18 protein-coding genes are annotated in these 17,108 nt (G+C 68.4%); 14 read left to right on the forward strand and 4 right to left on the reverse strand.

Translation table 11 applies throughout. The features are described from left to right. The 4 genes from NN2_RS00005 to NN2_RS00020 all read left to right on the forward strand — a co-directional run. A partial coding sequence (locus tag NN2_RS00005) for a S1C family serine protease (protein ID WP_063910619.1) occupies positions 1–1,057 on the forward strand: 1,057 nt, incomplete at its 5' end. Positions 1,058–1,155: 98 nt separating this feature from the next. Further along, positions 1,156–1,650 carry a MogA/MoaB family molybdenum cofactor biosynthesis protein gene (locus tag NN2_RS00010; RefSeq protein WP_081879443.1) on the forward strand — a complete coding sequence of 165 codons (495 nt, stop codon included), beginning with the start codon at positions 1,156–1,158 and terminating at the stop codon, positions 1,648–1,650. 7 nt (positions 1,651–1,657) lie between these two features. Continuing rightward, positions 1,658–1,879 carry a hypothetical protein gene (locus NN2_RS00015; protein WP_063009126.1) on the forward strand — a complete coding sequence of 74 codons (222 nt, stop codon included), beginning with the start codon at positions 1,658–1,660 and terminating at the stop codon, positions 1,877–1,879. A 107-nt stretch (positions 1,880–1,986) separates the two neighbouring features. Further along, positions 1,987–2,673 (forward strand): MspA family porin, encoded by a 687-nt coding sequence (locus NN2_RS00020; protein WP_063009128.1) that lies wholly within the window; start codon positions 1,987–1,989, stop codon positions 2,671–2,673. A gap of 39 nt (positions 2,674–2,712) precedes the next feature. Here the strand turns inward: NN2_RS00020 and mscL are convergent, their stop codons facing one another. The 4 genes from mscL to NN2_RS00040 all read right to left on the reverse strand — a co-directional run bounded on the left by mscL (position 2,713) and on the right by NN2_RS00040 (position 5,274). Continuing rightward, entirely contained in the window at positions 2,713–3,120 is a 408-nt protein-coding gene (gene mscL, locus NN2_RS00025; protein WP_063009130.1) for a large conductance mechanosensitive channel protein MscL, read from the reverse strand. A 144-nt stretch (positions 3,121–3,264) separates the two neighbouring features. After that, positions 3,265–3,999 (reverse strand): Flp pilus assembly protein CpaB, encoded by a 735-nt coding sequence (cpaB, locus tag NN2_RS00030; RefSeq protein WP_063009429.1) that lies wholly within the window; start codon positions 3,997–3,999, stop codon positions 3,265–3,267. A gap of 159 nt (positions 4,000–4,158) precedes the next feature. Continuing rightward, positions 4,159–4,458 carry an FmdB family zinc ribbon protein gene (locus tag NN2_RS00035; protein WP_063009132.1) on the reverse strand — a complete coding sequence of 100 codons (300 nt, stop codon included), beginning with the start codon at positions 4,456–4,458 and terminating at the stop codon, positions 4,159–4,161. A gap of 120 nt (positions 4,459–4,578) precedes the next feature. Then, positions 4,579–5,274: a 5-formyltetrahydrofolate cyclo-ligase gene (locus tag NN2_RS00040; RefSeq protein ID WP_063009134.1), complete on the reverse strand. Its 696-nt coding sequence runs from the start codon at positions 5,272–5,274 to the stop codon at positions 4,579–4,581. A 292-nt stretch (positions 5,275–5,566) separates the two neighbouring features. Here NN2_RS00040 and NN2_RS00045 point away from each other — a divergent pair, with 292 nt between their 5' ends. The 10 genes from NN2_RS00045 to NN2_RS00090 all read left to right on the forward strand — a co-directional run bounded on the left by NN2_RS00045 (position 5,567) and on the right by NN2_RS00090 (position 17,104). After that, positions 5,567–6,520: a UTP--glucose-1-phosphate uridylyltransferase gene (locus NN2_RS00045; protein WP_030515108.1), complete on the forward strand. Its 954-nt coding sequence runs from the start codon at positions 5,567–5,569 to the stop codon at positions 6,518–6,520. 68 nt (positions 6,521–6,588) lie between these two features. Continuing rightward, complete coding sequence (gene glp / locus NN2_RS00050) at positions 6,589–7,842, forward strand: molybdotransferase-like divisome protein Glp (RefSeq protein ID WP_030515109.1); 1,254 nt, start codon at positions 6,589–6,591, stop codon at positions 7,840–7,842. 9 nt (positions 7,843–7,851) lie between these two features. Further along, a complete protein-coding gene (locus NN2_RS00055) occupies positions 7,852–8,502 on the forward strand; it encodes a GNAT family N-acetyltransferase (RefSeq protein ID WP_030515110.1) in 651 nt (216 codons plus the stop codon). A 230-nt stretch (positions 8,503–8,732) separates the two neighbouring features. After that, positions 8,733–9,935, forward strand: a complete 1,203-nt coding sequence (gene sepX, locus NN2_RS00060; protein ID WP_063009136.1) for a divisome protein SepX/GlpR — start codon at positions 8,733–8,735, stop codon at positions 9,933–9,935. Between the two features lie 499 nt (positions 9,936–10,434). Further along, on the forward strand, positions 10,435–11,400 hold the full coding sequence (locus NN2_RS00065) for a ferritin family protein (RefSeq protein ID WP_030515112.1): 966 nt from the start codon (positions 10,435–10,437) through the stop codon (positions 11,398–11,400). 24 nt (positions 11,401–11,424) lie between these two features. Beyond that, positions 11,425–11,682, forward strand: a complete 258-nt coding sequence (locus tag NN2_RS00070; protein ID WP_030515113.1) for an acyl carrier protein — start codon at positions 11,425–11,427, stop codon at positions 11,680–11,682. Further along, positions 11,679–13,310 (forward strand): AMP-binding protein, encoded by a 1,632-nt coding sequence (locus tag NN2_RS00075; protein ID WP_063009138.1) that lies wholly within the window; start codon positions 11,679–11,681, stop codon positions 13,308–13,310. The genes NN2_RS00070 and NN2_RS00075 overlap by 4 nt, the downstream gene beginning before the upstream one ends. Before the next feature lie 2 nt (positions 13,311–13,312). Then, complete coding sequence (locus NN2_RS00080; protein WP_063009140.1) at positions 13,313–14,458, forward strand: acyltransferase; 1,146 nt, start codon at positions 13,313–13,315, stop codon at positions 14,456–14,458. A gap of 15 nt (positions 14,459–14,473) precedes the next feature. Further along, on the forward strand, positions 14,474–15,298 hold the full coding sequence (locus NN2_RS00085; RefSeq protein WP_081879446.1) for a class I SAM-dependent methyltransferase: 825 nt from the start codon (positions 14,474–14,476) through the stop codon (positions 15,296–15,298). Between the two features lie 9 nt (positions 15,299–15,307). Further along, positions 15,308–17,104 carry a carbamoyltransferase family protein gene (locus tag NN2_RS00090; RefSeq protein WP_063009142.1) on the forward strand — a complete coding sequence of 599 codons (1,797 nt, stop codon included), beginning with the start codon at positions 15,308–15,310 and terminating at the stop codon, positions 17,102–17,104. Positions 17,105–17,108 lie beyond the last annotated feature (4 nt).

A 17,108-nucleotide genomic window follows, 5' to 3' on the forward strand; every position in this document is an offset into this window, starting at 1 on the left:
CGCGGGTGGTATCGGCGGTGCGGTCGGCAGCCTCGCCACGCGTTCTGACAACAACGCGCCGGTCAACAATGCCCTGAACGCGCCCGCTCCGGTCGATCCGGCCTCGGCGAGCGCGCCGCCCGGATCCGTCCCCGCGGTCGCGCAGAAGGTCCTCCCCAGCGTGGTGATGATCCGCGTCGCGGGCGCCCGCGCGGAGGGCGAGGGCTCGGGTGTGGTGCTGTCCTCGGACGGGCTGATCCTCACCAACAACCATGTCGCCAGCGGTGCCGGTCCCAACGCGAAGATGGAGGTCGCCTTCCAGGACGGCAGTACCGCCAATGCTTCGGTCGTCGGTGTCGACCCGGTGTCGGATCTGGCTGTCATCAAGGCGGCAGGTAAGACCAACCTGACGCCGATCGAACTGGGCACCTCGCGCAACCTCATGGTCGGCCAGCCCGTGGTGGCGGTCGGCTCGCCGCTGGGCCTGGCCGGAACCGTCACCACCGGGATCGTGTCGGCGCTCAGCCGCCCGGTGTCGACCAGTGGTGAGGCCGGCTCACAGGGCACGGTCATCTCCGCGATCCAGACCGACGCCGCGATCAACCCCGGTAATTCCGGTGGCGCGCTGGTCGATACGAACGGCAAGCTGATCGGCATCAACACCGCGATCGCCACGCTCGGCGCCTCCGAGATGCCCGGTTCGCAGAGCGGATCGATCGGCCTGGGCTTCGCGATTCCGGTCGATCAGGCCCGTCGCGTGGCCGACGAACTGACCAAGTCCGGTCACGCCACCTATGCTCAGATCGGGATCTCGGTGCGCGCGCAGGACGACGTCAACGGCGCCCGGGTCTTGGACGTGACACCCGACGGTCCGGCCGCCAAGGCGGGCATCCCGTCGGGCGCGATCGTCACCCGCGTCGACGATCAGGTCATCGACTCGGGCAATTCGCTGATCGCCGCCGTGCGGTCGCACCAACCAGGTGACAAGGTGAAGGTCACCTACACCGATCCACAGGGACAGAATCCGAAAACCGTCGAGGTGACCCTCGGCGCCGCACCGGCGGAGGGTGGCCGATGATCCGTGAACCGCGTCCTTTGACAGTGCTCCCGACACCCGACGCCGACGAGCCCGGGGGACCGGAGTGGTTGTCGCCCACGGACGCTACGGTGAGCAATATGGAAATCGATGCTCCCGTGGCGGGCCGGGCACTTGTTGTGGTCGTCGACGATCGAACCGCGCACGGCGGGGTGGACTCGCTGGGCCCGCTGGTGACCGAATTGCTCACCGAATTCGGCTTCCTCGTGGATGCCACGGTGTCGGTGGCCGGTGACGAGATCGAGATTCGCAATGCCCTCAACACCGCCGTCATCGGCGGGGTCGACCTGGTGATCTCCGTGGGCGGCACCGGTATGTCGCCGCGGGATGTCACCCCGGAGGCGACCCTGGAGGTGCTCGATCGCGAACTGCCCGGAATCAGCGAGGCCCTGCGCGCCTCCGGACTCGCGGCCGGTTCGCTCGACGCCGGTCTGTCCCGTGGTCTGGCCGGCGTCTCGGGCAGCACCCTGGTCGTCAACCTGCCCGGCACGCGCGACGCCGTTCGCGACGGCATGGCCACGCTCGGTCCGCTCGTGAGCCGGGTCGTCGACGAACTGTCCGGATTGGCGGAATAATCGCGGTATGACCGACCGGCCGGCGGGGGCGCAGCGCCCGGACGATTCGCAATCGGCGGAACGCCCGGCGAAGGGGCGCACCCGTTCGGCCGCCGAGTCCGCGCGCCTGGCGCGGATCTTCGGCGAGGCGCTGCCGCGCACCAGCAGCGACGAGCGCGCCCCCGACTGTGAGTTGCCCCGCTCCGGGGACGACTGGCTGCGCGCGCAGGTCCCGCCACATCACGGATAATCGGACTTTGCGGTGCCTCGGATGCCGAGGCATGTCACCGTCCCCTGTCGGCAGCTGTGAATCTCGACGTTCATCGCGGCCGACCGCAAGAAGCTGACGAGAGAAATATGAATACGAACGGTCGGGTCTGGGGTGCGCGCATCGCCGGCATCGGTGCCGTGGCGACCGCCGCGCTCGGCCTGTTCTCCACCGGCGCCGCCAACGCCGGCACCTTCGTCCCGCTGCCCGGCGGCGACCTGTCCAAGACGCTGTCCGACGGCACCGTGGTGCACGTCCGGCTGGACGGCGAATCCGCGACCATCGATCCGGCGATCGTTGTCCCGGCGGTGCACCGCACTGCCCGGGTCTCGGGTAACGCCCATGTCGAACTGTCCGGCGACACGACCGTCGTGGGCGGCAGCATCTACCCCGGGTACACCGTGGGCTGCCAGGTCGACATCTCCGGTGTCGGCGTCGACGGCGGTCCCGGCGCGAGCATGGACTGGAGCGACGGCGAGAACGCCAAGCCGGATGCCGGCGGAAATGTCGGCGGCAATCTGATTCTCGCGCCGGGCCAGGCGAAGTCGTTCTATGTCCTCGACATCGAGGAGAAGGACGACGTCGGCCAGGATGTGCACAAGCCCCGCAACAAGTTCCGGGGTGACAGCGGTTCGGTGGCCTGGTCCGACGAAACCATCGGCCTGACCGGATGTGGCGGTGACGCGCAGGCGCGCGCATTCGTCAGCGTCGAGGTCGAGACCGACAACGTCATCTCATGGGTGACGCTGTGGGGCGAGCCGTTCAGCCTGGGCTGAGCCCGAGCCGGATACCCCTGGCGGCCTGCGGATTCGATCTCAGAACTCGTGCCGGCCGCCGGCGCTCTTGCTGCTCTCCGAGAGCAGATCGCGGATCTCGGCGAGCAGTGCGACCTCGGTCATCACCGCTTCCTTCTCGGTGCCGAATCGCTTCATCAGGCGGCCCGCCGGCAGGATCAGGATGAAGTACAAGATCGCCGCGATCAGAATGAAGTTGACCACGGCGGTGACGATCGGGCCGAGTGCGATGAACGTGGACGGCTTACTGGAATCCAGATAGAAGCCCCAGCCGTGTTCGTTCGCGCCGCCGAACAAATCCAGGAGGGGATTGACGATTCCGTTCACGATGGCGGTGACGACCGCGGTGAACGCGGTACCGATGACCACGGCAACCGCCAGATCGATCACGTTCCCACGGAGCAGGAAATCCCTGAAACCCTTCAGCATTGCGGCTCCTGTCTCATCCGGCGTGCCCCCGCCTCGCCGTTCGGTCTGGTCGTGGCATCCGATGCGATCGCTTTCCGCTATCGAATGAGGTACTCGGGATGCTAACGGACAGTTACGGCAAATGCTTGGCGAACACAGCGAACATCAGTGAAACACCACGGTCAGCGCCGTCTGCAACGAGGCGGCCGCGACGGTGGTCGCATGGCCCGGATCGAGTGCCAGCAGCACGATTCGTTCGGGGGCGGCTCGGGTCCGGGAGCCTGCGTCGGCGGCGCCGGAGATCAAGACCACCGCGGCATCGGAGGCGAGGGTGTGCGCGGACGGTGAACGCCCCCGTGGCGCAACCGTATCCGGATCGCCGTGGCCGCCGGTCTCTTCCGCGGCGACCACGTCCACCCGGTCGCCGGGCCGAAGAATATCGGCAATGGCGTTGTCCGCCAATCGCATCGGCACGATCCGGGCATTCGGCACACCGGTCGCCGCGGCTGCCAGCCGCGGGCCGACGATCCGGAGATCGGTCAGTATTTCCCCGGCGTGCACGGCGCCCGTGGAGGTCGCGCCGAGCAGTTTCGCGGGATCGGTGACGGCGCCGTCCGGTATCGCGTCGGGTGGCAGGTTCGCGCCCCGCAGATCCGCGGGGGACAGCACCTGTCCGGGTGCCACATCCCGCGCCGCGACGACGACCGGCGTGCGATGCCCGGCGGGGTCGCCGCGCAGGGCGACGACGGCCGCGGCGGCGGCCAGTCCGACGGCCGACAGGCGCCGTATCAGCGTCACGTCGAGCCAGGGTGGCCGTATCCGGGACAGGAATTCGGTGCCGCGAGCACGGCCGAGATCGGCGTCGAGGGGGCGTAGACGATCGAATCGCAAGGTCCGCATACCGGCCACCGTAGGGGCCGCAGCAGCTCGGTCATCCCGGAAAAGAGCAGGTCAGAACTTCTCTGTGGATAACGAAGAGGCTGTGGACAACCGGAGACCGGCGCGGACAGAAGACAGTGGCCGACCGGGCGGTCCGTGGCCGCCCGATTGCGGGCCGGGTCAGGCGACGGCGGTGCTGGTCGACGAGGAGCTCGACGAGGAACCCGAGCTGCTCGAGGCGGACGAATCGCTCGACTTGGATTCGCTCGACTTCGCGGCGGGCTCGCTGGCCGACGAGGAGCCGTTGCGGCTGTCGGTGCGGTAGAAGCCGCTGCCCTTGAAGACGATGCCGACCGAGTTGAACAGCTTGCGCAGCTTGCCGTTGCACTTCTCGCAGGTGGTCAGGGCGTCATCGGAGAACGACTGCACGATGTCGAACTTGTCGCCACACTGCGTGCACTGATACGAGTAAGTAGGCACCTGCGAACCTCCACGGTTTTCGTCTTTTAGCACTCTACAGCCGACAGTGCCAACAGTGCCAATCCGGTATTGATTCCCATGGTGCCGGTGCGGTCGGGCGCCGGCACGGTGGTCTCGCTCTCACCGTGGCACCGGGCGGACGTCGATCCGGCGATCGTCCGCGTCGAGCGTGCACAGCCCGGCCTCCGGCAGCAAGGCCCACCCCATCCGCCGATCGTGGGGTTCCTCCGGCAACACATCCAGCAGTTCCGAGTCCCGGACGACGGCCACCAGGCGTGCGTCCGGTCGCGCCGCGGGCAGTGTCCGGTCGTAGTAGCCGGCGCCTCGTCCCAGCCGCACGCCGCGCCGATCGACGGCGAGCGCCGGTATCACGATCACCTCCGGCCACTCGATCGCCGCCACGCCCAGCGGCGGTCCCTCGGGCTCGAGCAGGCCGTAGCGGGCGCGCCGCAGCCCCTCGATTCCGGTGTACTCCGCCCAGTCCAGTGGTCCGGGCGGTCCGGTCACGGGGACCATCACCCGAGCCCCCGCGGCCCGCAGCGCGTCGAGCATCGCCACCGAACCGGGTTCACCCGCGACCGGGAGATACCCGGCCACCCACTCCGAGCCCGGGGCACTCGAGCCGGATCCGCCCGCCGGGCGGCGCCGCTCGCCACCTGACCCATCGATACGCGACCGGTCGATGTCCAGGACCCGCGTCACGGAACGGGCCAGGGCGTCGGCCTCCGCGGCCCTGACCTCCGGCGGCACCGCCGCCCGGGCGGCCAGCAATCCCGCTCGCCACCGCCCCTTGTCCCGCTGACCGGCGATCTCCACAGGCTCACCCTAGGTGGGCGAACGGTGAGTTTGCCCGCTCCCGTGTTTCCAGGTGCCCTCGTCGGGGAATCGCTGACCCGACGCGGTATCGCGAACACGCTGGTAACGCAGTGAAACCATGGTTGCGGCCGGTTCCCCGACGGGTAGTCGCGGGGGCCGGCGGCGGACCTCGGCAGGGTTGCTGCCGCACCGTTTCGGTGCGACGGCGCCGCCGCGGCCGCCTAGGCTTCCCAGATGCCGGGCCGGTGTTGAGCCGGTCCGACGACAAGAGCGATGGATAGGGTGTGCACTTATGACAGCTGACGCCGGATCGGACGCGACGCAGGCCGTGAGTTCCTGCTTCCGTACCGCGGTGGTCCCCGCGGCCGGACTCGGGACACGGTTCCTGCCCGCGACCAAGACCGTGCCGAAAGAGCTGCTGCCGGTGGTGGACACGCCCGGTATCGAATTGGTGGCCGCCGAGGCCGCCGGATCGGGCGCCGAGCGGCTGGTCATCGTGACCTCGCCCGGTAAGGACGGGGTCGTCGCCCACTTCGTCGAGGACCTGGTGCTGGAGAGCACGCTCGCCGAGCGCGGGAAGTTCCAGCTGCTGGAGAAGGTGCGCAAGGCTCCGGGCCTGCTCGATGTGACCTCGGTGGTGCAGGACGAGCCCCTCGGGCTGGGCCATGCCGTCGCCCAGGCCGAGCAGGCGCTCGACCCCGACGAGGACGCCATCGCGGTGCTGCTGCCCGACGATCTGGTGCTGCCCTGCGGCGTCCTCGACGTGATGAGCCGTGTCCGCCGCAAACGCGGCGGCACGGTGCTGTGCGCGATCGACGTCCCGAAGCAGGAGGTCAGCGCCTACGGCGTCTTCGACGTGGAGCCGGTGACCGACAGTACGAACCCCGACGTGCTGCGTGTGGTCGGCATGGTGGAGAAGCCGGCGCTCGAGGAGGCGCCGTCGACCTTCACCGCCGCGGGCCGGTATCTGCTCGATCGTGCGATCTTCGACGCATTGCGCCGCATCGAGCCGGGTGCGGGCGGTGAGCTGCAGCTCACCGACGCCGTATCGCTGCTGATCGCGGAGGGACATCCGGTACATGTCGTTGTCCACCGTGGGTCGCGCCACGACCTCGGCAACCCTGGCGGTTATCTTCGTGCTGCGGTCGATTTCGCTTTGGAGCGAGACGAATACGGCCCCGCCTTGCGCGAGTGGTTGCAGCGTCGGCTTGCTCCGGATTGGAACCCGCAGCTGATCTCGTCGTGACGACGGGGTCGGCCGGGTCCCGTCACCGCGGGACCGGGTGATCAGTCGGAGTAAAGGGGAAGGGCGGCATGCGCTCGGTTGAGGACCAGCAGATCAAGGTGACCGCGGCGGCCGTGGCCCCGCGGCCGGTCCGGGTCGCGATCTCCGAGGCTCAGGGTCTGCTGTGTGCCGAGGACGTGGTCACCGAGCGTCCGCTGCCCGGATTCGATCAGGCCGCCATCGACGGTTATGCCGTGCGCAGCGTGGACGTGCAGGGCGCCGGCGCCGACATCCGCACCGAGGACGGCGATCCCATCGAGCTGACGCTGCCGGTGGTCGGCGAGGTCGCGGCCGGTTCGCGCCAGCCGATCCGACTGCAGCCGCGGCAATCGGTGCGCATCGATACCGGCGCGCCGCTGCCCACCCTCGCCGACGCCGTGCTGCCGCTGGATTTCACCGACGGTGGCCGGGCCCGGATCAAGATCTACGAGCCGGTTCGCTCCGGTGATTACGTGCGGCGCATCGGTGACGACGTGCAACCCGGCGATATCGCGGTCCGGGCGGGCACCATCATCGGCGCGGCGCAGGTCGGCCTGCTGGCGGCGGTCGGCCGGGACAAGGTGCTGGTGCATCCCCGGCCGCGGCTGTCGGTGATCTCGATCGGTGGTGAGCTGGTCGACATCGATCGCACGCCCGGCCCGGGACAGGTCTACGACGTGAACTCCTACGCGCTCGCCGCCGCCGCCCGCGACGCCGGCGCCGACGTGAATCGGGTCGGCATCGTCAGCGCCGATCCCAAGCGCCTGCGCGATGTGGTCGAGGGACAGCTCGTGCGTTCGGAGGTCGTCGTGATCGCGGGTGCGGTCGGCGGCTGGGCCTCCGAGCAGATCCGCGAGGCCCTGGAGGGGCTGGGTGAGCTGACGATCGACCGGGTGGCCATGCATCCGGGCTCGGTACAGGGCTTCGGCCGGCTCGGCCGCGACGAGGTGCCGACCTTCCTCCTCCCGTCGAATCCCGTTGGCGCCCTGGTCGTTTTCGAGATCATGGTGCGGCCGCTGATCCGGATCGCGCTGGGCCGCCGGCATCCGATGCGCCGCGTGGTGCGGGCCCGCACGATCATGCCGATCACCTCGATGGAGGGCCGTCGCGGTTACCTGCGCGCCCAACTGATGCGCGACGAGCAGACCGGTGAATACCTGGTGCAGCCGCTGGGGGTGAACGGCTCGTCGCATCTGCTCTCGACCCTGGCCGAGGCCAACAGCCTGATCGTCATCGACCCGGAGGTCACCGATATTCGCACCGGTGACGAGGTCCAGGTCGCATTTCTCGCACAGCGCGGGTGATCTGTGGACATGAACGTATTCCGGGCCGCCCAGCATCCGGGCTGGCCCGCACATCTCGGTCCGGTTCGAGTCGCGGGTGGGCGAGTGACCCTGCGCCCGATCCGGCTGCGGGACGCGGCGGCCTGGTCGCGAATCCGCCTGCGCGACCGCGAACATCTGGAGCCGTGGGAGCCGACCGGCCGGGGTAGCTGGGAGGCGCGCAATCACGCCTCCAACTGGCCCTCGCTGTGGTCGAGCCTGAAGGCCGAGGCGCGCCGGGGGGCGATGGTGCCGTTGGTGATCGAGGTGGACGGATCCTTCGGCGGCCAGCTGACCATCGGCAACATCGTGCGGGGTGCGTTGCGTTCGGCCTGGATCGGCTACTGGGTCGCCAAGGACGTCGGCGGCCAGGGTGTCGCCACCGCCGCGCTGGCGATGGGACTGGACCACTGCTTCGGGCCCGTGGGCCTGCACCGGGTGGAGGCGACGGTGCGGCCGGAGAATCTGGCCAGCCAGGCGGTACTGCGCAATGTGGGCTTCCGCGAGGAGGGCACGTTGCGGCGCTATCTGGACGTCGACGGCGCGTGGCGCGACCATCTGCTGGTCGCGATGACCGTCGAGGAGGTGTCCGGCACGGTCGTCGATCGCCTCATCCGCTCGGGTCGTGCCACGCCGCCGTGAGCGGCCCGGTCGCGCGGCGTTTTTCGGCGGTGACGCGCCCGGGCCTGGTGATGACCGCCTTGTGACGGGTGGGGCAGGTGTGGGCGGCGCGCCTGCGGGATATTCCTGTGACGCCGCATTAACCTACGGACGTCGGTGGTGCGTCCGGTGCCAGGACGAAACAGGTGGCGAGAACCTGCCCAGCGGTCGAGAAGGGACAGTGGTCAGGCGGGGACGGAGGTGGGAGCGCGATGCCGAATTCGATCTTGTGGATCGCGCTCGTCGTGCTCTGGGTCTTCGTGCTGTTCCCGATGCTGGCCGATCGGCATCCGCGGATCCGCCGCACCACGGACGTGGCCCTGGCAACCCGGGTGCTGCATCGAGGTGGTACCAGACGACGTGCGAAGAAAGGGCCGGCCACCGGGCATGAGACCGATCCGGACTGGGTGCCGACCCCTCGGCAGAAAAGGCTTTCCCACGGCGATGATGCGGAGGACCGGATGACGACATCGGCCGATGAGCCCGTCATCGAGGACGACCGGAACGCACCCGAGCGCGCCGAATCGGAGGTGACGCGGGCACACCGGAGCGCCGGTGATCCGCCCGGTCGCGCCGACGGGGGCGAGGAGCACGCCCGTGAAACCCCCGGCGACGCCGTCGATGCCGAGCCGGGCGACGAGCACGACGACTTCGGCGAAGTCGATCGCGACGGCGATCTCGCCGGAGACGCCCGCGCCGACGATCCAGACGATGCCGAGGAAGGTGAAGAGGCCGACGACGTCCCGGCCGCCGCCGAGACCGAGGATCGCCCGCAGGCGAGCATGGCCCGCATCCCACCCGCACCGAACGCGGCTGTTCCGGCCCGGCGCGGCGATGTGGATCCGGACGACGAGCTCGATGATCTCGACGACGGCGCCGACGGCGAACCCGGATCGGCCGCACGCGATTTCGTCCCCTCCCGGCGTGGCCGTGGCGGGTTCGATCCGGAGGCCGACGCCATCGCGCGCGCGGCCCGGTATCGCTTCCGGCAGCGCACCGCACTCGGATTGATCCTGAGCACACTGCTTTTCGGCGCCTTCGCGATCGCCGTGAGCGCGACCCTGTGGTGGGGGTGTGCGCTTTCGGTGGTGGCCTTCGGGGGCTATCTGGCCTACCTGCGGCGGCAGGTGCGCTTCGAGGAGGACATCCGCCGCCGCCGCGCGGCACGGCTGTCCGGAGCGCGGCAGCGCCCCGCCGAGAACGCCGAAGCCGTTGCGCAGGAAAGGGTCCGGGCCGAGCGTCGTCCGGGGATGGATCGCGATGCCGCCCGCGCGCTGCGCCGGCGCGCGGTGGTGCTCGACGTCGACGACGAGGACCCGCTGTTCGACCATCTGGAACATTTCGACGCCGCCGCTGCCCGGGCCACCCGGAACCGGGCCGCGGGTGGTGAAATCCGCCGCGCCGCAGGCGAATAGGAGCCGGGGAGCCGGTTGCCGACGGCCGCCGCATCGTAGCCAGGAGCTGCGAGCGGCGGCCGTTTCGGTGTGCCCTGGCGTTTTTTCGCGGCTGTGGCCGGACGAATCGGCGCTTGTGGCTAACTCTCCGCATCTCATAGGGGAGGTGGGGTGTGGTGGGCTGTCAGCCGGAATGTGAAACGTCCGTGTCCACTCACCGGGAGTGCCGAGAAGGCGGCAAATTCATAGGTAACCTTTTGTCGCTGTGATCTCCCCGTTACGAGTGGCTCGCGAGCTATTTCCGGAGTAAGCTCGGGCACCGTGCAGAATCGCTGTCCACAAGATCGAAGGATTTAATCCTTCCGGTACGGATGCGTGGTCACGGGTATTGACACGCCGCAGCAGGTGAGGACGCTGCGCGTGGGGTAGCTGGGCGGTTGGAAGGGTTGATCGACGTGTATGAAAGCACTCTGCTATCGATTTTCACCGGCCTGCTCGCGTAACAGATCGAGAAATCGCGATGAACAATTCAACGGTCATCGACGAGATCGAGATCGATCTTGCCGAACGGGTAACCGCGCTCGATCTCTATCGCCGCTGGGAAATGCAGCAATGGCAGGCGCAGAGCCTGGAATACGAGCGTGATGCCGAGGGCTGGACCCGGCTGCCTGCCTTCGCGCGGTTGCCGCTGCTGGCCACCCTGGCCCGCTTCCTGGTCGGCGAGACGACCGTGACCGAGACCTTGGCGCCGCTGGCCTACGCCGCGCCCGAGGTCGACTACAAGATGTATCTGGCCACCCAGCTGGCCGACGAGGCGCGCCACACCGTCTTCTTCCGGCGCTACCTCGCCTTTCTCTCCGAGACCCTCGGCAACGAGGAGTTATCGCAGGTCAGTGGCGTCGATCGGGTGGGCGACCTGTTCGAGAAGGCGCTCGTGGACGCGGTCGAGCGGGTGCGGGCGGACCCGGGCGACATCGCCGCCTGGTACGAGGGCGTGGTGGTCTACCACCTGCTGGTCGAGGGTGCGGTGGCGATGACCGGTCTGCACACCGTGCTGGGAACCGTGCGGGCGCTGCCACGCTTCGACATTCTGCGGACCGGTATCACGAATGTCGCCCGCGACGAATCGCGGCATATTTCCTTCGGTGTGCTGGCATTGCGCAACGGAGTGCGCGGCGGACAGCGCGACCATATTGTCGCGATGATTCGCAAACATATTCCGGCGGCCGCCCGGACATTGGTCGATCCGGAAACGCGTGATCCATTTCCGCGATTGGTGCCGGTGTTGCGGAAACGCGCCGAAATACTTCAGGAGCAATGGGAATTCGCGGAGAGTTCTCTCGGCCGGAGAATGACGTCGATCGGAATTCCTTCGGACACCATTTCGGAACTCACGGAGAATTGGCGGGAATCCTGTGCGGCAGCCGCGGGAGAATATGCCGATCTGCACGGTGAATCACATCCCATCACGTACCTCGTTCGATGAAAAAAAACAACTCGGGAGCATTTCGTGGACGAAAATGAAGTGCGCGACCAGGTACGGGAACTGGTCCGTCGGCACGCCCCCCAGCCTTCGGCGGAATTGGCCTCCGATGATGTGCTGGCCGAACAGCTGGGCTACGACTCGCTGGCCCTGATCGAACTCGCGCTCGGCCTGCAGGTGCGTTTCGGCATCGACGCCGGCGGCGATTCCGGTGCGACGAATGTGGTGACCGTCGGCGATATCGAGCAGATGGTGTGTGACGCGCTGCGGGCGAAACAGCCATGACCGGATTGCTCGACTGGCTGGCCTACGACGGCGAGGAACGAGGCTGGACCATCGCCGACAACGGCGATTGGCGCCGCATCGCCTATCCCCGGTTGAGTGAACAGGTGCGACGGGTGGCCGCGGCCTGTATCGAGGCCGGGGTACGTCCGGGTGCGGTGGTTTCCATCGTGGAATCGGCCCCGGAACGATTCATGACGAATTTCTTCGGCGTGCTGGCCGCGGGAGCCACTCCCAATCCGCTGGCGCCGCCACTACCACTGCAGAACGAGTCGGCGTATCGGCAGCAACTGTCCGCATTGCTGGCCGCGGCCGCTCCCTCGGCGATCATCGTGGCGGAGGAACTCGCCGGAGTGGTTCATCCGGTGCTCGAATCCGTGGGCGGGGTCACGATTGTCGGCACGTCGAATGCGACTCCCGCCGTGACCGAACTGCCGGGGTGTGCGCCGGACCGCATCGGTTTGCTCCAATTCACCTCCGGCAGTAGTGGTTCGCCCAAAGCGGTCCGGGTATCGGTGGCGAATCTGGAGGCCAATTGCGCCGCGATCGACCGGTGGCTGGAGTTTCGCCCGACTGACCGGATCGCCACCTGGCTGCCGCCGTATCACGATATGGGCCTGATCGGCTGCATCATCACGCCGACCATTCTGAATCTGGACATTCAGGCCATGACGCCGATCGATTTCATTCGGGACCCGTTGTCGTGGCTGTCCTGTTTCGGCCGCGACGGAGCGACGATCACCGCGACGCCGAACTTCGCGCTGGCGTATCTGCTGCGAAAGATGACCGACGAGGCCTTGGCCGGAATGGATTTCGATCCCTGGCGAGTGATGATCGTGGGCGCCGAACGGATCGATCCGGCGATTCTGCGCGGATTCGCCGAGCGATTGGCGCCCTACGGATTCGATTCGCGCACACCGTGTCCCGCCTACGGGCTGGCCGAGGGCACGCTCGCGGTCTCCGGCCTACGGCCGTCGGAGCCGGTGCAGGCCGCCGCGGTGACCCCCGAAACCGGCGCCGTGGACGGCCCGTTCGAGCTGATGTCGGCGCCGCTCGAGGACGGCCGGCGGTGGCTGGTCGGGTGTGGCGCACCGCTGGACGGAGTGACGGTGCGGACCGCGGCGACCGACGAATATGCCGGAGCGCCGGGCGAATTGATCGTCGGTGGCCCGAGCGTCGCCCGGGAATACCAGACGGCAGAGGGCACCCGCGATCTGTCGCGTGCCGAGGACGGTGCTCTGGCGACCGGTGATGCGGGGCTGCTGGTGGGTGGGCAGCTGTATCCGATCGGCCGGGTCGGCGACGCGGTGAAGGTGCGGGGCCGCACGATCTACGCCGAGGACATCGAGGCGGCCGTGGTGGAGGCCTTCGGCGTGCCCGCCAACCGAGTGGTCGCGCTGGCCGGCAACGCCTTCGGCGCCGCACGCGTCGCCGTGCTGGTCGAGGACAAGCCGGTCGAGGCCGTGCGGCTACGGCAGGTCCTGGCCGGGCAGCTGGGAACGGATACGTCGCTGCGGTTGTTCATCGGCGACCGGGGACTCATCGCGCGCACCACCAGCGGCAAGCCGCGGCGGCGGGTGATGTGGAACCAGTTGCTGCAGGGCGAATTCGACGCCCTGGAGAGGAGTTGACGATGGCGCCGGTACCGCTGTCGACCGTCGACCACATGTGGACGGCGAATATGGCCGGTCCGCTGCAGTTCGTGGTGGAGTTCGGCGAGGTGCTCGACGCCGATCGGATCGTCGAGGCCTATATCGAGACGGCCCGCGAATTCGTCGGCGCCGACGCGGCGCTGGTGCAACTCGACGAGCGCACCTTGGCGATGGATGTCGACGACCCGCGCCCCGCGATCCGGGCCACGGTCGCCGAATCCACCGTGCCGCTGAGCGAATGCCTCGATCCGGTCGAGATCGGAGTGGGGCATGTGCTCGCCCGCGGGCGGGTGGTGACCCGCGGCGACCGCACGGCCGTCGGGCTGTCGATGTCGCACGGCCTGGCCGACGGCTACGGCATGTTCTTCTTCCTGGCGGCCTGGGCGGCCCGGGCCCGCGGCGCTCGCTTCCTGTCGCCGCGCTGCGACCGCGAGGTGCTCACCCGCCCGCAGGCACGCGACCGCGACAGCGTCGATCCGGACGCGTTGCGCCGGGCGGGATTCGTGACGGTCGAGCCGGATCTGGAACTGCCCGAGCTCGACGTCCACACCGGTCGGCTGGATCTCGCCGAATGCGAGGCGCAAGCCGAGGTTTCGGGGTTGTCGACCGCGGATCTGGTGGCGGCGGGCCTGTTTCGCGACTACGCCGCGACCAAGGACACCGACCTGGTGACCCTGGCCTGCCCGGTCGACATCCGCCGCTTCGTCCGCGAACTCGGCCCGACCTATTTCGGCAACGCCTTCGTGCAGGTGCTGATCGATGTCGAGACCGAGCGCGTCCGCAACGCCTCGGTGCCGGAGATCGCCGGCTGGGTGCGTGACGCGATCGCCACCGCGCCCGGACGCATCGACGACGCGATCGCCGAACTCGAGGCGTTCCTGCAGGTGCACGGCATCGCGGGACTCGACCGGGTCTGGGGATATCCGCCGCAGTCGGGCTTTTTGGTCAGCAATCTGTCCCGGATCCCCGCCTCCTGGCTGGATTTCGGCGCCGGGCCGCCGGTCGGTCTGGTGACGCCGGGCCGCCGGCCGCGCCAGGACGGGTGCTATCTGCTGCCCGACCCCGAGCGGGCGCACAGCCTGCAGTGGGCCTCCACACTCGAGCACGAACCGGCCGCGCGTTCGTAGAGAGACGAATCCGATATGGCTGCAGCGATGACCTACAGCATGGCCGTCGGCGATCGCGACGCGGCGCGCCTGGCCCTGCTCGATCAGCATTACAACCCGAGTTCGCGTGCCTTCCTCGAATCGGTCGGGCTCTGCGCCGGCGCGACGGTGGCCGATATCGGCTGCGGGCACGGCGCGATGACGGCCTGGCTGGCCGAGCGGGTCGGACCCGACGGCGTCGTCTACGCCGTCGACGCCTCCGCCGAACAGCTCGAGATCGCGCGCCGCCTGGTGGGCGATCTGCCGCAGGTGCGCTACGTGCACGCGCGCATCGAAGACGCACCGCTCGAACCCGGTTCGGTCGATTGGGTGTACAGCCGCTTTCTGCTGATGCACGTGGCCGACGCCGCCGCCGCGCTCACCGCGATGGAGCGCATGCTCGCCGACGACGGCGCGCTGCTGCTGGAGATGTCCGATGTCGGGGCGCTGCGATTCGTGCCCGCCGACGATCCCGCCGCGGATCTGTGGCGGGAGTGGTGGTTCGCCCTCGGCCGGGCGCGCGGCGCCGCCCACGACATCTACGAGCGCACCCCACAGCTGCTCACCGAGGCCGGCTTCATCATCGCGCGTCGCGACCGCTTCCAGCCGGTCTCGGCTATGCCCGAGGCGAAGATGTTGCACGCCTTGGGATTCGAACAGTGCGTGCCGGCCTACCTCGAACACGCCGGCGCCGATCCGGCGGCCATCGATGCCCATCGCGCCTTCCTGCAGCGCGTCGTCCCGGATACCGACATCGCCGTCGAACTGTATGCGACCAGCCAGTATTTCGCCCGCAAACGTCCGCGGGCACGAAGATTGTGAGCCTCCGCCATGGTGAGAACACCAGCCGCGCAACCGAAATCGATCATGGGGATCAGCGGTCTGCACAACAGTGTGCCGTTCAAGCAGGCCCGCTTCCCGGGGCTGGAGTGGCGCGACTACCGCATCACCCAGGGCTTCGATTCCGCGGCGGCACTGCTGCACGACGGCGAGCTGGTCAGCGCGGTGGCCGAGGAGCGGTTCACCGGGGAGAAGGCGACCGGCGCCTTTCCCGAACACGCCATCCGATTCGGCTGTGAACGAGCCGGAATCTCGGTCGATTCGCTCGACGTGCTCGCCCACGGTTTCTCCTACGAGCCGCTGCGAGCCGAATTCGAACACAGCGAACTCGGACGCGCGCGGTTCCGCGAGGTCTTCGCCCGGCAGGTGCTGCTGGACAAACTCACCGAGACCTTCGGCGGCGACTGGGACGACCGGCTGGTGCAGGTACCGCATCACCTTGCCCACGCGGCCAGCACGTTCTATCCCAGCGGATTCGATTCGGCGCTGGTCCTCGTCGCCGACGGCATGGGGGAGCAGCACAGCGCGACCGTCGCGCTCGGAACGGATGCGGGCATCGAACCGATCGCGACGGTCTCGGAACTGAATTCCCTCGGAATTCTCTACGGCGTCTTCACCTACTATCTGGGCTTCGCGTTCGGCCTCGACGAGTACAAGATCATGGGGCTGGCGCCCTACGGTGACCACCGCAAACACTTCGCGGCGATGATGGATCTCATTCATCTGCGGCCCGACGGTACTTTCACGATTCCCATCCTGTACCGCAACGAAACCGATCTGGACCGGGAAACCTACCGCGGCACACTGAAAGCGATCGAGGAGATCTTCGGCCCGGCCCGCGGCCCCGACGACGAGTTGACCGACCACCACCGCGATATCGCCGCCGCCCTGCAGGCGGCGCTCGAGGCGACCCTGCTGCACACGCTGCGGTACTTCCGCAAACAGACCGGTGCGAAGAATCTGTGCATGGCCGGCGGGGTCGCGCTCAACTGCACGGCCAACGGCGTGATTCTGCGCAGCCGCCAGTTCAAGCGCATGTTCATCCAATCCGCCGCCGGTGACGACGGCACCGCGCTGGGTGCGGCGCTGTATGTGCACCACCAGCGCGAGGGGGCCGCCCCGATCGCGGGTATCGCGACACCGCTGAACGGCCCGGAATACTCCGACGAGCAGATCGCGGCGGCACTCGCGGGCCGGACCGATTGCACCGCAACCCGATTCGACGATTTCGCGGCGCTCGCCGCCGAATTGGGCCGCCGGTTGGCCGCCGGGCAGATCGGGGCGCTGTTTCAGGGACGTCTGGAATACGGTCCGCGCGCCCTGGGCAATCGCAGCATTCTCGGCGACCCGCGCCATCCGCGCATGCGCGACATCATCAACGCGAAGGTGAAGAAGCGGGAGGGCTTCCGCCCCTTCGCTCCCGCCGTCCTCGACGAGTACGCGACCACGTATTTCGACATCAAGGACGCCGAGGTCGACACCTATGCCTGGATGCTGTTCATCACCTCGGTGCGGCCGGAATTCCGCGAGGGGCTGCCGGCGGTCACCCATGTCGACGGATCGGCTCGGGTGCAGACGGTGTCGCGCGAGCGCAACGAGCGGTTCTGGACGGTGATCGACGCCTTCCGGCAGGAGACCGGCACACCGATCCTGCTGAACACCTCGTTCAACGTGAAGGGCCAGCCGATCGTGTGCACGCCGGCCGAGGGCCTGGACACCTTCGTCACCGCCGGACTGGACGTGCTGGCCATCGGCAATTACCTGGTAGAGCCGGTTCGCGCCGGATAAGTGG

Source organism: Nocardia nova NBRC 15556 (genome assembly GCF_001613005.1).
GTDB lineage: Bacteria > Actinomycetota > Actinomycetes > Mycobacteriales > Mycobacteriaceae > Nocardia > Nocardia nova.

Coding starts and splice junctions, on each gene's coding strand:
- NN2_RS00010 (WP_081879443.1), top strand. CDS start 1,156: ATGGAAATCGATGCTCCCGTGGCGGGCCGGGCACTTGTTGTGGTCGTC.
- NN2_RS00015 (WP_063009126.1), top strand. CDS start 1,658: ATGACCGACCGGCCGGCGGGGGCGCAGCGCCCGGACGATTCGCAATCG.
- NN2_RS00020 (WP_063009128.1), top strand. CDS start 1,987: ATGAATACGAACGGTCGGGTCTGGGGTGCGCGCATCGCCGGCATCGGT.
- mscL (WP_063009130.1), bottom strand. CDS start 3,120: ATGCTGAAGGGTTTCAGGGATTTCCTGCTCCGTGGGAACGTGATCGAT.
- cpaB (WP_063009429.1), bottom strand. CDS start 3,999: ATGCGGACCTTGCGATTCGATCGTCTACGCCCCCTCGACGCCGATCTC.
- NN2_RS00045 (WP_030515108.1), top strand. CDS start 5,567: ATGACAGCTGACGCCGGATCGGACGCGACGCAGGCCGTGAGTTCCTGC.
- glp (WP_030515109.1), top strand. CDS start 6,589: ATGCGCTCGGTTGAGGACCAGCAGATCAAGGTGACCGCGGCGGCCGTG.
- NN2_RS00055 (WP_030515110.1), top strand. CDS start 7,852: ATGAACGTATTCCGGGCCGCCCAGCATCCGGGCTGGCCCGCACATCTC.
- sepX (WP_063009136.1), top strand. CDS start 8,733: ATGCCGAATTCGATCTTGTGGATCGCGCTCGTCGTGCTCTGGGTCTTC.
- NN2_RS00065 (WP_030515112.1), top strand. CDS start 10,435: ATGAACAATTCAACGGTCATCGACGAGATCGAGATCGATCTTGCCGAA.
- NN2_RS00075 (WP_063009138.1), top strand. CDS start 11,679: ATGACCGGATTGCTCGACTGGCTGGCCTACGACGGCGAGGAACGAGGC.
- NN2_RS00080 (WP_063009140.1), top strand. CDS start 13,313: ATGGCGCCGGTACCGCTGTCGACCGTCGACCACATGTGGACGGCGAAT.
- NN2_RS00085 (WP_081879446.1), top strand. CDS start 14,474: ATGGCTGCAGCGATGACCTACAGCATGGCCGTCGGCGATCGCGACGCG.
- NN2_RS00090 (WP_063009142.1), top strand. CDS start 15,308: ATGGTGAGAACACCAGCCGCGCAACCGAAATCGATCATGGGGATCAGC.